14 protein-coding genes are annotated in these 12389 nt (G+C 64.8%); 9 read left to right on the top strand and 5 right to left on the bottom strand.

The annotated features are described in order from the left end of the window. Positions 1-361 precede the first annotated feature (361 nt). Entirely contained in the window at positions 362-2887 is a 2526-nt protein-coding gene (locus tag JYK05_RS15910) for an adenosylcobalamin-dependent ribonucleoside-diphosphate reductase (protein ID WP_206469409.1), read from the bottom strand. A gap of 177 nt (positions 2888-3064) precedes the next feature. On the opposite strand from JYK05_RS15910, the gene mobB reads away from it, so the two are divergent. Then, the gene (mobB, locus tag JYK05_RS15905) at positions 3065-3589 is read left to right on the top strand and encodes a molybdopterin-guanine dinucleotide biosynthesis protein B (RefSeq protein ID WP_206469407.1); all 525 of its coding nucleotides are present in this window, start codon (positions 3065-3067) and stop codon (positions 3587-3589) included. Here mobB and JYK05_RS15900 read toward each other — a convergent pair. Continuing rightward, positions 3586-4083 (bottom strand): cupin domain-containing protein, encoded by a 498-nt coding sequence (locus JYK05_RS15900; protein ID WP_206469406.1) that lies wholly within the window; start codon positions 4081-4083, stop codon positions 3586-3588. The genes mobB and JYK05_RS15900 overlap by 4 nt on opposite strands. A 73-nt stretch (positions 4084-4156) precedes the next feature. Between JYK05_RS15900 and JYK05_RS15895 the strand changes: the two genes are divergently transcribed. Together JYK05_RS15895 and JYK05_RS15890 are read left to right on the top strand one after the other, a co-directional pair. Next, positions 4157-4894, top strand: a complete 738-nt coding sequence (locus JYK05_RS15895) for an ABC transporter substrate-binding protein (RefSeq protein ID WP_206469404.1) — start codon at positions 4157-4159, stop codon at positions 4892-4894. Position 4895: 1 nt separating this feature from the next. Further along, entirely contained in the window at positions 4896-5315 is a 420-nt protein-coding gene (locus tag JYK05_RS15890) for a GNAT family N-acetyltransferase (protein WP_206469402.1), read from the top strand. 3 nt (positions 5316-5318) lie between these two features. Here the strand turns inward: JYK05_RS15890 and JYK05_RS15885 are convergent, their stop codons facing one another. Then, entirely contained in the window at positions 5319-6008 is a 690-nt protein-coding gene (locus JYK05_RS15885; protein ID WP_206469400.1) for a DJ-1/PfpI family protein, read from the bottom strand. Positions 6009-6100: 92 nt separating this feature from the next. On the opposite strand from JYK05_RS15885, the gene JYK05_RS15880 reads away from it, so the two are divergent. Next, positions 6101-7099 carry a GlxA family transcriptional regulator gene (locus tag JYK05_RS15880; protein WP_206469399.1) on the top strand — a complete coding sequence of 333 codons (999 nt, stop codon included), beginning with the start codon at positions 6101-6103 and terminating at the stop codon, positions 7097-7099. Between the two features lie 136 nt (positions 7100-7235). After that, positions 7236-10121: an EAL domain-containing protein gene (locus JYK05_RS15875; RefSeq protein ID WP_206469398.1), complete on the top strand. Its 2886-nt coding sequence runs from the start codon at positions 7236-7238 to the stop codon at positions 10119-10121. Positions 10122-10134: 13 nt separating this feature from the next. Here JYK05_RS15875 and JYK05_RS15870 read toward each other — a convergent pair whose 3' ends face one another. Further along, positions 10135-10371: a hypothetical protein gene (locus JYK05_RS15870; protein WP_206469397.1), complete on the bottom strand. Its 237-nt coding sequence runs from the start codon at positions 10369-10371 to the stop codon at positions 10135-10137. 124 nt (positions 10372-10495) lie between these two features. Here JYK05_RS15870 and JYK05_RS15865 point away from each other — a divergent pair, with 124 nt between their 5' ends. From JYK05_RS15865 to pqqA, 3 genes are all read left to right on the top strand, one after another. Continuing rightward, positions 10496-10729, top strand: a complete 234-nt coding sequence (locus tag JYK05_RS15865) for a DUF2795 domain-containing protein (protein ID WP_175941298.1) — start codon at positions 10496-10498, stop codon at positions 10727-10729. Positions 10730-10750: 21 nt separating this feature from the next. After that, positions 10751-10951 (top strand): hypothetical protein, encoded by a 201-nt coding sequence (locus JYK05_RS15860; RefSeq protein WP_175941296.1) that lies wholly within the window; start codon positions 10751-10753, stop codon positions 10949-10951. Between the two features lie 167 nt (positions 10952-11118). After that, positions 11119-11193 carry a pyrroloquinoline quinone precursor peptide PqqA gene (gene pqqA / locus JYK05_RS26590; protein ID WP_008353049.1) on the top strand — a complete coding sequence of 25 codons (75 nt, stop codon included), beginning with the start codon at positions 11119-11121 and terminating at the stop codon, positions 11191-11193. Positions 11194-11279: 86 nt separating this feature from the next. On the opposite strand, the gene JYK05_RS15850 is transcribed toward pqqA, so the two are convergent. After that, positions 11280-11600 (bottom strand): hypothetical protein, encoded by a 321-nt coding sequence (locus JYK05_RS15850; protein WP_175941294.1) that lies wholly within the window; start codon positions 11598-11600, stop codon positions 11280-11282. 165 nt (positions 11601-11765) lie between these two features. Here JYK05_RS15850 and JYK05_RS15845 point away from each other — a divergent pair, with 165 nt between their 5' ends. After that, positions 11766-12383: a UdgX family uracil-DNA binding protein gene (locus JYK05_RS15845; protein ID WP_206469396.1), complete on the top strand. Its 618-nt coding sequence runs from the start codon at positions 11766-11768 to the stop codon at positions 12381-12383. Positions 12384-12389: the final 6 nt, after the last annotated feature.

Below are 12389 nucleotides of genomic sequence, written 5' to 3'. Positions count from 1 at the left end.
CGGCAATAGCGCCCGCTCCCCTTGACGCCGGACAAGTGCATTTCTCCTGTGGCCGAGCTTGCGTGAGCAAACGACGGCACGGCCCTCGGTTGTGATTTAGCCTATCCAGTTGAAAGCACCCGGGCGGAATTCTCTAATCAATCGAGTTCGAATGACACCCGAGAATTCTTAATTAATCAGTCGTCTTTAATAATTGACACGGCGCGACGGATGCTGCTTTTCGCTTGGGAAGAGTCAGCGTTGCGGATGAACGGAACAGAGAGAGAGATGGTCAGCAGCGAGTCAGGGGGAGTCGCTGCTGACCTTGGGTTATCGGCGCGCGAACGGCGCTTTGAATTATGAATTCAAGTGAATCGGCGCTTTAACCACACGCACCAATCTCCCCACAAGCGGTACAGAAATCACACCCGTCCTTGCGGATCACCGCGTTCGCACCGCACGTCGCGCATTTGCGTCCGTGCATCTGCGCGAGTCCATGCGGATCGACGGGCGCCTCAGTCACGTCGTCGTGCGCGTCCTGTTCGTCTTCAAGCTGCAACGTGCGCAGAGGCGCCGCCGCCTCGCTGCGCTTGCGCGCGAGCACGCGCGAAGGAACCTGATTGCCTTCTGCATCCAAAAAACCGCGTCGATACAGAATCTGCTGGATCGCGTAAGCCAGCGCCGCGACTTCGGAGTCGTGCCAACGTGGACTGCGATGACCGTCGAGCCGCTCGACATCGCCGAGCCGCACTTGTCCGCGATCCCACGACACCTTGCGCATGTCCTGCAACGTGCGCGCCGCGAAACCGCCACGCGCGGCGAGCGAGAGCGAACGCATCGTCGCCGTGATCCACTGCTGCGATTCGTCGCTCTGCCCTGTCGGTATAAAGAATTCAATCGGACGTTCGATGGTCACGTCCTCGCCCGCGATGCGCCCGGTCACTTCGATGAACGACACCGCGAGATACAGCGACTTCTTTCCCGCTTGCGTCAGATATTCGACCTTTTCGATGATCGCGGGCAATTCGCCGCGCGGCCGATGATCGATCGCGATGCGCAGCGGATCGAGGTCGAGTTCGGGATCGGGAGAATCGCTCGGCGTCTCTTGCGGCGTCACCGAAAGCACCGCGCCCAGCGTATCGTTCGGGCGGTAGGTGGCAAGACCTTTGAGCCCGCGCCGCCATGCTTCGAAGTAGAGGTCCTGGAACTTGTCGAACGGATAGTCGGCCGGCACGTTCACCGTCTTCGAGATGGACGTATCCACGAAAGGCTGCACCGCCGCCATCATTTCGAGGTGATCGTGCGCGGACATGTCGAGCGCGCTCACGAAGTAATCGGGCAACGCGTTCACGTCGCCGCCCATCTCGCGATAGAGACGGTACGCATGGTCTTCCACCGCGAAGCTCTGCCGCGAGCCGTCCGCCATGCGCTTGGTGCGTTGATACGTCCACGAGAAAGCAGGCTCGATGCCGTTCGACGCGTTGTCCGCGAACGCGAGGCTCACCGTGCCGGTCGGCGCGATGGAAAGCAGATGGCTGTTGCGAATGCCGTGCGCGCGAATCGCGCTAGTGATGTCGTCGGGCAGGCGCGATGCGAACGTGCCTTGTTCCAGATAGCGCCGCGCGTCGAAGAGCGGAAAAGCGCCGCGCTCGCGCGCCAGTTGCACGGATGCGCGATACGCCTCGTCGCGCATGGTGCGGGCCACGCGCGCCGCGAAGTCGCGTCCTTCCTGCGAGTCGTAGCGCAAGCCGAGCATGACGAGCGTATCGCCGAGCCCCGTGAAGCCGACGCCGATGCGCCGCTTCGCCTGCGCCTCGCGCGCCTGTTCCGGCAGCGGCCAGAGCGTCACGTCGAGCACGTCGTCGAGAAAGCGGACTTGCGTGCGCGTCGTCTGCGCGAGGCCGTCCCAATCGAAGCCCGACGCGCCGCCACGCATCTGCGCGAACGGATCGGACACGAAGCGCGTGAGATTGAGCGGCCCGAGGTTGCAGCAGCCATACGCGGGAAGCGGCTGCTCGCCGCACGGATTCGTCGCGCGAATGGCTTCGAGCGAGCGCAGATTGTTGTCGTCGTTCATGCGCGAAATGAAGACGACGCCCGGCTCCGCGACATCGTAAGTAGAACGCATGACCGTGTCCCACACCTCGCGCGCGCGCACTTCGCGATACACCCACAAGCCATCTTCACGCTGCCGGATATCGGCCGATGTGCGTTGCGCCGGCGAGGGCTCCGCCTTGTGCACGAGCTGCCAGACGGAGTCATCGGCGACGGCCTGCATGAATTCGTCCGTCACAGCGACTGATACGTTGAAGTTGTTCCAGCGCCCTTTCGTGTGCTTGGCCGCGATGAATTCGAGCAGGTCCGGATGCGTGCAGTCGAGAATGCCCATCTGCGCGCCGCGACGCGAACCCGCGCTTTCCACGGTGCGGCACGAGGCATCGAACACGTCCATGTAGCTGCACGGCCCCGATGCCGCCGATCCTGTCGAATGCACGCGCGCGCCGCGCGGACGGATTGCCGAAAAGTTATACCCCACGCCGCCGCCTCGCCGCATGGTCTCGGCGGCCTGCAACAGCGCGACGTAGATGCCCGGAAGGCCGTTGTCATCGACACCTTGTATCGCATCGCCGACCGGCTGCACGAAGCAGTTGATGAGCGTGGCATCGATGCCCGCGCCCGCCGCGCTCATGATGCGACCCGCGCCCAGTGCGCCGCGCTTGAAGTTGTCGACGAACTCGGCTTCGATCTTCGCGCGCGCTTCGGGCGGTTCCGCGAGCGCGACGCCGCGCGCCACGCGTCGATAGATATCGTCGACGCGCGTCTCGTCGCCCTTGGCGTACTTTTCGAGCATGACGTCGATGGAAAATTGCTGCGGAGCGAGAGCGGTGCTGGGATTGTCTTCAGCCATGTCATGATCCTGTGAAGTGCGCTGATGCTCGACACGTTCCACGTGCCTCGCGCGTTACGCAATGCAGCGCGGTCGATGCAAGCACGATGCCTGACGATAGCGCGATTCGGCCCGGCTCGCCACGGAGCCGCTACACTTGCCGGACCCGTTCGATGACGACAACGACACAACCATCGCATGATTTCGTCGCACCCGCCGCTTTTCGGCATTACCGGGCGCTCCGGCCAAGGCAAGACCACGTTGATCGAAGCGCTGCTGCCGTGGTTTCGCGCGCAAGGACTCACGGTCAACGTCATCAAGCATAGTCATCATTCCATCGAGCTCGAGCCGCCGGGCAAGGACAGTGCGCGCTTTCGTCGCGCGGGCGCGAGTGAAGTGCTGATCGCGTCGCCGTATCGCTATGCCATCTTTCATGAACTCAACGATGAAGCCGAGCCGCCGCTCGCGGCGCTTGCCGCGCGCCTTTCGCACGCCGACTTCGTGATCGTCGAAGGCTTCGCGCGCGAAGCCATGCCGCGGCTCGAAGTCGTGCGGCCGTCGACGGGCAAGGACCCGCTCTATCTGACCGATGTGGAGGTGCTCGCCATCGCAACGGACGACGCCGCCGCGATCGAATCGGCCTTGCCCGTGCTTGCCCTCGATGACATAGCGCGCATCGGCGCGTTCGTCTGCGCGACGCTCGGTATTGCGCTGCCTCGCTAAGCGAGCCGTTGGATCAACTCGCGATGCTGCGGATAACGCGCCGCGAGTTCATCGCAACGGGCAAGCTCGAACTCGGTGAATTCGAAGCCCGGCGCGACCGTGCAGCCGACGAGCGACGCGCCCGACGCGATGCTGCATTCGGCGGCGAACCAGTCGCCCGCTGCGACGACAGCCTGAAACACCGTGTCGGCAAGCTGCGTCATATCGCCCAGCCGGTGCGTGGTGAGCGCGCCGTGCGCATCGAGCACATGCACGAGCAGCGGATCGCCCGCATGGAAGTGCCAGACTTCGTCGGAGCGAATGCGATGCCACGCCGAATGCGCGCCTTCGCATAGCAGATAGTAGATTGCCGTCGATGCCGAACGCGTCTCGCTCGCGCCATCGCGCGTCACGCGCTGCTCTGCACGATACGTCTCACGAAAATAGCCGCCTTCGGGATGCGGCTGCAAGTCGAGGCGCGTGATGAGGGCTTTGGCGTCGAGCGGTGCGGGCATGGCAGTTCCTTTTGCAAGCGTGGTCGCGGTTCGCGTATTCTGCATGCTCATGCAACATGAGGCGCACGAAGCCATGACTCTTTCTTCGACCTTGCTGCAAGCCATCGCGCCGACAGGCGTGCTGCGCGCATCCCTCAATCTGGGCAATCCCGTTCTGGCGCACCGCGATAGGGAAGGCGAGCCCGGCGGCGTATCGGTCGATCTCGCGCGGGAACTGGCGTCTCGGCTCGGCGTGGACGTCGCGTTCGCGGCTTTCGACACCGCGGCGAAATCGGTGGAGACCGTCACGAATGAAGCGGCCGACATCGGCTTCTTCGCGATCGATCCTTCGCGCGGCGCGGGCATCGCCTTCACTGCGCCTTACGTGTTGATCGAAGGCTTCTACCTCGTGCGCAACGACTCGCCGTTGACGCGCAACGACGAAGTGGACCGCGCGGAGAATCGCATCGTGGTCGGCAAGGGCAGCGCGTATGACCTCTTTCTCACGCGCGAGATCAGGCATGCGCAGATCGTTCGGGCGGCTTCGTCGCAAGCGGTCGTCGAGACCTTTCTGCGCGACGAGCTCGAAGTGGCTGCGGGCGTCAAGCAGCAACTCGAAGCCGATGCCGCGCGCACGCCCGGCCTGCGTCTGTTGAACGAACGCTTCATGGTGATTCAGCAGGCGATGGGGCTGCCGAAATCGCGCGGCGAAGCAGCCGCCGACATGCTGCGCGAATTCGTCGAAGACGTGAAGCGTTCGGGTTTCGTCGGCGAAGCACTCGCGCGGCATGGAATCAAAGGCGCATCGGTCGCGCCGGCCGCGACCGTCTGACATGAGCGACGTAAGCGTGTCCGTCGCCGACTGGATCGACGAATCGTTCGAAGACGAAGTCGCGGGCGGGCTCGCCGCGTTCAATGCGGCGCAACTCGGGCCGAGCGGTCATCGCGATCTCGCCGTGTCGCTCTACGTGGACGACGCGTTCGTCGGCGGACTCGCGGGCTTCACCGCGTGGAACTGGCTCTTCGTCAAACGGCTCTGGATACGCGAGGACGCGCGCGGCCGCGGCCTCGCCACGCGGGCCCTCGAAGCGGCGGAAGCAGAAGCGAAAAAGCGCGGCTGCGCCGCCGCGTGGCTGGATACGCTCAATCCGCAGGCGCGCGATCTTTACGCGCGCTGCGGCTATCAGACGTTCGGCGAGTTGCCGGGCTTTCACGGCGAACGGTCGCGCTACTTCATGCAGAAGCGCTTCTAGTGCTCATGCGCTTGCATTAAGCCGTTGCGCGACGCGCTGCGTGATGTCACGCCGCGCCGCCAGCGACGCAGCCTCGTGCTGTCGCACCATCTCGACCACATCAGGGCTCGCGCGGTCAGGATCGCCCGCATCGAAGGGTGGCGCGGGCGCGTATTCCATCGCGAGCTGGATCGCCTGCGCGCCCTGCTCGCCGATGAGTTCCGCCGCGAGCGTCAACGCGAAGTCGATGCCCGCCGTAATGCCGCCGCCCGTCAGCACGTTGCCGTCGCGCACCACGCGCCCGCGCACCGGTATCGCGCCGAGTTCGGCGAGCAGCGCGTGATACGCCCAATGCGTCGTCGCGCGCTTGCCGCGCAGCAATCCAGCCGCGCCGAGCACGAGCGCGCCTGTGCACACGGACGTCACATAGCGCGCGCCCGACGCTTGCCGGCGCAGGAACGCGAGCGTCTCGTCGTCCTCCATCAGGGCGCCGACGCCTCCGCCGCCGGGCACGCACAACACGTCGAGCGCGGGGCAGCCGGCGAATGTCGTGTCCGGCGTGAGCACCATGCCCGCCGTCGATCGCACCGGCTCGCGCGTCTTCCAGATCAGGTGAACCTCGGCGCCGGGCATGTGCGCGAAGACGTCGTAGGGGCCGGTCATGTCGAGTTGCTGCACGCCCGGAAACAGCAACAGGCCGATGTGCAAGGTCATCGCTTTCTCCTTGGTCGATGGTAAGTGGACGAGCCCATGCTACCCGGCTACGCTATGGCGAAATCGACAGCCAGCCCACGTTTTCCGCCACCATGAGCCGCCCTTCCGATCCGACGCCGCGCGACGTCGACGTTCTCGCCTTTCCCGACGTGCAACTGCTCGATGTCGCCGGGCCGCTGCAAGTGTTCGCGTCGGCGAACGAATTGGCCGTGGCGGCGGGCATGCTGCGGCCGTACCGCGCGCGCGTGGTCATGCCCGGCGCGGCGGCGACGGCTTCGGCGGGCCTCGGCCTCGTCGGCCATCCGCTGCCGGCCGCCGACGCGCCGTGCGACACGCTGATCGTCGCGGGCGGCTGGGGCGTGCATGGCGCGGTGCGCGATACGGCGCTCGTCGACTGGCTGCGCGAACGCGCGAGGCATGCGCGGCGCACCGCGTCCGTGTGTACCGGCGCGTTTCTGCTCGCGGCGGCGGGCCTCTTGAACGAGCGCCGCGCCGTCACGCACTGGACCCGCTGCGACGAGCTTGCCGCGCGCTTTCCGGCCGTGCGCGTGGAATCCGATCCCATCTTCATTCGCGACGGCGCCGTCTGGACGTCGGCCGGCGTGACGGCGGGCATCGATCTCGCGCTGGCGCTCGTCGAAGAGGATCTCGGGCGCGCGCTTGCGCTCGAAGTCGCGCGTCATCTCGTCGTGTTCCTGAAGCGTCCGGGCGGGCAGGCGCAGTTCAGCGCCGCGCTGTCGCTGCAGAAAGCGGGTGACCGCTTCGGCGAGCTGCACGCGTGGATCGCCGAGAATCTGGCAGCGGATCTCTCCGTCGCGACACTCGCCGCGCGAGTCGGTATGAGCGAGCGCAGCTTCGTGCGCCATTACCGCGCGCAAACCGGCGTGACGCCCGCGCGCTCCATCGAACGCATGCGGCTGGAAGCCGCGCGGCGTCTTCTGGGGGATACCGCGCTGCCCGTCAAGCGCGTGGCGGCGCGCTGCGGCTTCGGCACGGAGGAAACCATGCGGCGGGGCTTTCTGCGCTCGCTCGGCGTGTCGCCGCAGGCCTACCGCGAACGTTTTGCGGGCAGCGGCGCGTCCGCTGGCTGACACGCTCTCGCACGATTTTTCTCGGTGAAGCTCAAGCCTGTATGCTGGCTGCCGTTAGCCCGGTAAGAGCGAATGCTCGAAAAAGAGCGGACCGCCGTCTCGGCAGTCAACGAAATCCGAATGGCCTGGAGCGCCGATGAGTGTGTTTTCCGTGTACAACGCGCCCCTTTCCACGCCCAGCGCGCCCGGCGCCCCCGGAACCGACGTGTCCGATGCCGACCCGATCGAGGCGTTGCTGCGTGACGCCGCCGCGACGGGCTGCGGGCAGGCGTGGGCGTGGTATCGCGCGGGTGAGCAGTTGCATCTCGCGCGGCGTGGCGATGCCCCGCTCGTGTGGCCGCGCAGCATCCCCGAGGAGCGCCTGGAGGGCCTGTGCGCCGCGCACGGCTGGCACCGCTGGCCGACCGGCCGCGGCGAAGGCGTGCTCGGCTGGCTGCTCGCGCCGCTCGCGCAACGCGACGACGCCCATCTCGCCGAGCTCGCGCGGCGTCTGGGCGAGCGCGTGCAGTCCGACGCGCTCGCGCGCGCGCAGCTCACGCAGCGCGTGCTGTACGAGATCGCTTATCTGGCGAGTTCGGTGCCTGACCGCGCCGGGTTTCTGCGCTGCGTGCACGAGCGCCTCGGCACGCTGATCGACGCGGAAAACTTCTATCTCGCGCTGTACGACCGCAAGACCGGCAAGATCACGTACCCGTATTACGTCGATGTGATCGACAAGGACGTCGTCGAAGCGGACAACTTCGATATTCTCGACCCCGATCATCTCTCGATGACAGGCCGCGTGCTGACGAGCGGCAAGCCGCTCTTCGTGACCACGGCGGACATCACGGCGGCCGAGCGCGAGGGCCGCTTCTACTGCCTCGGCGACCGCCCCGAGTTCTGGATGGGCGCGCCGCTGAAGAACGCGTCCGACGAAGTGTTCGGCATGCTCGCGATGCAGGTCTACGACGTGTCGCGCATCTATACGGCGGAGGACCGCGCGCTCTTTCTCGTGGTGGCACGGCATGTCGCGATGGCGCTCGACCGCATCCTGCATCGCGCGGATCTCGAAGAAAAAGTCGCGCGCCGCACCTCCGAACTGTCGCAGCTGAACGCCGCGCTGCGCCACGGCATTGCGGAGCGCGAGCGCTCCGAGCATCTGCAGGCGGCGCTCTATCAGATCGCCGAACTGTCGAGCCGGCCGGGCGACACGATGGAGTTCTTTCGCAGTCTGCACGGCATCGTCGGCGAACTGCTCTATGCGCGCAACTTCTATATCGCGCTGTACGAGAAGGAAACCGACGAGGTGTCGTTCCCGTATTACGTGGACGAGATCGTGCACGAACGCCCCGATCCGCGACGCGGCCGGCGCGGCTTGACGGAATACGTGATCCGCGAGCGTCGCCCGCGGCTGATCGATCATCAGGAAGCGGTGCGGCTCATCAGCGAAGGCGCGTTCGAGGCGGACAGCGATTCGGTGCGGCTGCGCTCGTGGCTCGGCATTCCGCTTTTCGACGGCGATGTCGTGCGCGGCGTGCTGGCCGTGCAAAGCTATTCGCCGCTCGTGCGTTACTCGCTGCGCGATCAGGAACTGCTGACCTTCGTATCGCGCCATATCGACACGGCCCTGTCGCGCCGTCGCGACGCCGAAGCGTTGCACGCCGCGAATCTCGAACTCGAAGCGCGCGTGCAGGCACGCACGCGCGAACTCGACGAAGTGAATGCGCGCCTCGTCTATGAGAATTCGCATGACTCGCTCACGGGCTTGCCCAACCGAAGCCATCTGATGCAGCGGCTTAAGGGCGCGTGGAACGACTATCAGGCGCGCGGCCACGATCTTTCGGTGATGTTCATCGACCTCGACCGCTTCAAGGTCGTGAACGACAGTCTCGGTCACCATTTCGGCGACATGCTGCTCGTCCAGGCCGCCGCGCGCCTCGGCGCCTGCGTGCGCGCGTCGGATCTGCTCGCGCGTCTCGGCGGCGACGAGTTCGCCATTCTTTCGCCGAACGCGGTCATTCAGGATGCCGTCTCCATCGCGAAACGCATTCTGGCGGCCTTCGATCTACCGTTTCATATCGAAGAGCATGTGGTGTTTTCGTCGTGCAGTATCGGCATCGTCAGCGCGGACAGTCAGTTTCATACCGAGCCCGCCGATCTCTTGCGCGACGCCGATACCGCGATGTATCGCGTGAAAAACGCGGGACGCGACAGCTTCGTCGTGTTCAATCAGGAATTGCGCCGGCAAGTGTCCGATCAGGTCGAGCGCGAAGGCGCGTTGCGCAATGCAATGAAACGCGACGATGAATTGCTGCCCTACTTCCAGCCGATCGTCGATGTGAAAAGCGGTGAAGTGGTCGCGCTCGAAGCGCTGATTCGCTGGCGGCAGGCGGATGGACGCATCGTGGGGCCGGGGGAATTTCTGCCTGCGGTGGAAGGGCTGCGACTCATCGGCCGACTCGATCTCTACATGCTCGAACGTGTCGCGGCCATTCTTTCGAACGAGCGTTTCGTGCACTGGCCGCCGGTTCACGTGAACTGTTCGAGCTATAGCATGACGCGTCCCGAGTTCGCCGACGACGTGCTCGCGCTATTGCGGCGCTATCGCGTGTCGCCGTCGCGCGTGTGCCTCGAACTGACCGAAGGCGCGCTCGTCGCCGAACCGGATCTCGCGCGGCGCACCATGCAGCGGCTGGCGGACAACGGCATGTCCGTCGTACTCGACGATTTCGGCTCGGGCTTTTCGTCGCTCAGTTACGTGCATCAGTATCAGTTCAGCGGCCTGAAGATCGACAAGTCCTTCATTCTCGAACTGACGCGCAGTCCGCGCAGCCGCGCTATCGTGCGGGCGATCGTGCGCATGGCCGAATCGCTCGACCTGACGCTCGTGGCTGAGGGCGTCGAAGATGCGGCGACCCTCGCGGTCCTGCGCGACATGGGCGCCGCGCAGGCGCAAGGCTATTTCTTCGACAAGCCATTGCCGCTCGAAGCCCTGACGCGCGAATCGCTCGCGCCGCGTTCGACGACGCACTCGCTGCTCTGATCGCGAACGGCGATCAGGGCATGCCGCCGAGCGACGGCGAAATGATGCTGCCCGGCTCGCCTTCGGCGGGTCCGCCCGTCGTCGTCGCGGCGCGCGTGGAGACAGGCGCGTGGTGGCGCGTGCAGGGATCGAGCGTGTCGCTCCCCAGGCATTGCTGGAACGCGTCTGCCCTGTCTTTGCCATCGAACGTATAGATGGTCTCTTCGACCTTAATCTCGGTATCGGAGAGTCGCTCCGCGGAAATAGTCATGCGCGTGTCCTCCTTCTGACGTTTGCTATGGGTTGCGTAGCATCAGTCGCGCCCGGGACAAGCCCGCACGGGTATGCGCGTTGCTGCCCTTTCGACGTTGCAGATCAACTGGAAAGGAGGCGCTATGTCACAACATCCCGCGCAGTCGCAAGACCAACGGCATCTGGACGAGCCGGGGCCGGACGCCATCGCGCGCGCGCTCAAGGGCGCGGAATATCCGATGCACAAGGAAAAGCTGATGGCGCTGGCGAAAAGCAACGGCGCAGACGGCGAAGTGCTGGCCGTGCTCAGGAAAATCGCCGATCGCAATTACGACAGTGACTCCGCCGTGCTGCGCGAAGCGGCGCGCGCCGAATGAATCATCGTACGAGGCAACCCAATGGCTGAAACCCCAAAAGCACCCGATACACACGACAAATCGCACGCGCCCGGCGGCAACGAGCTGAACAATATCCGGCCGGAGGATGTAGATAGGGTTATCCCGCGTCCGGGCGAAATGATGGAGCGCGACGAAGCGACCGACCCTGACAAAGTCAGTACGAACCCTGACGATTCTGGAAGCCGACCCCGGCCGCTTTGACGCCATAAATAAATTAAATGAATGCCGAGGCAATTTCCAATGATGCAGGCGGCGAAGTCGCGCTAGGATGAAAGAGCGTCGATTTGAGCGCCGCGCTGCACGCGCTCAGGAAAACAACCGCGCAACGGCTCGGCATCCGTCGGCCGCTCAATGCACAAGGAGGCTCTATGAAGTGGGAAACCCCTAGCTTCACCGATATGCGCTTTGGCTTTGAAATCACGATGTACATTGCCACGCGTTGATCGGCACATCCGCATGAAAGCAAAGCGGCCGCGATAAGCGGCCGCTTTGCATTTGCGCTTGTGTTTTTGCGCTTATACGTCGTGAATCAGTTTCCGCGCGGCGGCACGTCCTGTCCCGGCGATGCCGCGACGTCGCTGACCTGACCGCCTCGTCCCGCCGGCTCCGGACGATTGCCCGAGCCGAGCGGCACTTCCGCTGTCTGATGCGGCTGCTGATCCAGACGGCGATTCTCCGGTTCCACTTCGCCCGCATTCGGCTGACGCACGCCCTGATGCGGATCGCCGCCCGTCGCCGCGCCCGGTCCCGGAAGATTGCCGAACGAACCACCGCCGGTGGCTCCGCTGCCTGCATCGCCGAGCGGCTTGTCGGTGCTGCCTGGTCCTTCGATACGATCGTTGTTGCTCATCGCTGCCCTCCTTTGCTCAGGTACTCAGGGAATCAGCAACGGGCATTCCCACAGCTTTGCAGACGAAGGTTCGGCAATTGCTACCCGCTTCCAAAAGTCTCGGAGAACACATGCCCATGATTCCGTCTACGGCCTTGTCACCCCGCCCCTTCGCGTAAGGTCCTCATGGTCACGACCCCGCAGCCCGGCGTAGAGCCCGATCAAACACCGGACACACTCGACGCGTGTCATCGTTGCGCGCTGTACAAGGACGCAACGCAAGCGGTTCCGGGCGCCGGTCCGCGCCACGCGCCGCTGATGATCGTCGGCGAACAACCGGGCGATCAGGAAGATTTGCAAGGCAAGCCCTTCGTCGGTCCGGCTGGCGCGATGCTGGACCGCGCGCTCGAAGAAGCCGGCGTCGCGCGCAAGGAAGTCTATGTGACCAATGCCGTCAAGCACTTCAAATGGGAACCGCGCGGCAAGCGCCGCATGCACAAGACACCGGCTCAGCGCGAAATCGACGCGTGCCACTACTGGATGGACCGCGAAACGACCGACATCGACCCGAAGGTGATCGTCGCGCTGGGCGCGACCGCGCTGAAGTCAGTGCTGCGCGATTCGAAGGCCAAGCTGCAAGCGTCGATGGGCCACCCTATCGAGCACGAGGGGCGCGTGATCGTCGCCACGTATCACCCGTCGTATGTATTGCGCGCGCCCGACCCGGAGACGCGCCATGCCGCTTATCAGGCTATCGTGGATGCGCTGCGGGAAGCGCATCGGCTGATGAAACATAAACGTTAATGGAGG

This window comes from Caballeronia sp. M1242 (assembly GCF_017220215.1).
Lineage (GTDB): Bacteria > Pseudomonadota > Gammaproteobacteria > Burkholderiales > Burkholderiaceae > Caballeronia.
Note: the sequence above shows the minus strand (reverse complement) of the source record. Positions and strands in the feature narration are given on the sequence as shown.

Excerpts from the sequence above, each read along its gene's own strand:
- mobB (WP_206469407.1), top strand. The coding sequence starts at position 3,065 with ATGATTTCGTCGCACCCGCCGCTTTTCGGCATTACCGGGCGCTCCGGC.
- JYK05_RS15880 (WP_206469399.1), top strand. The coding sequence starts at position 6,101 with ATGAGCCGCCCTTCCGATCCGACGCCGCGCGACGTCGACGTTCTCGCC.
- JYK05_RS15910 (WP_206469409.1), bottom strand. The coding sequence starts at position 2,887 with ATGGCTGAAGACAATCCCAGCACCGCTCTCGCTCCGCAGCAATTTTCC.
- JYK05_RS15870 (WP_206469397.1), bottom strand. The coding sequence starts at position 10,371 with ATGACTATTTCCGCGGAGCGACTCTCCGATACCGAGATTAAGGTCGAA.
- JYK05_RS15885 (WP_206469400.1), bottom strand. The coding sequence starts at position 6,008 with ATGACCTTGCACATCGGCCTGTTGCTGTTTCCGGGCGTGCAGCAACTC.
- JYK05_RS15845 (WP_206469396.1), top strand. The coding sequence starts at position 11,766 with ATGGTCACGACCCCGCAGCCCGGCGTAGAGCCCGATCAAACACCGGAC.
- JYK05_RS15865 (WP_175941298.1), top strand. The coding sequence starts at position 10,496 with ATGTCACAACATCCCGCGCAGTCGCAAGACCAACGGCATCTGGACGAG.
- JYK05_RS15900 (WP_206469406.1), bottom strand. The coding sequence starts at position 4,083 with ATGCCCGCACCGCTCGACGCCAAAGCCCTCATCACGCGCCTCGACTTG.
- JYK05_RS15860 (WP_175941296.1), top strand. The coding sequence starts at position 10,751 with ATGGCTGAAACCCCAAAAGCACCCGATACACACGACAAATCGCACGCG.
- JYK05_RS15875 (WP_206469398.1), top strand. The coding sequence starts at position 7,236 with ATGAGTGTGTTTTCCGTGTACAACGCGCCCCTTTCCACGCCCAGCGCG.
- JYK05_RS15890 (WP_206469402.1), top strand. The coding sequence starts at position 4,896 with ATGAGCGACGTAAGCGTGTCCGTCGCCGACTGGATCGACGAATCGTTC.
- JYK05_RS15850 (WP_175941294.1), bottom strand. The coding sequence starts at position 11,600 with ATGAGCAACAACGATCGTATCGAAGGACCAGGCAGCACCGACAAGCCG.
- JYK05_RS15895 (WP_206469404.1), top strand. The coding sequence starts at position 4,157 with ATGACTCTTTCTTCGACCTTGCTGCAAGCCATCGCGCCGACAGGCGTG.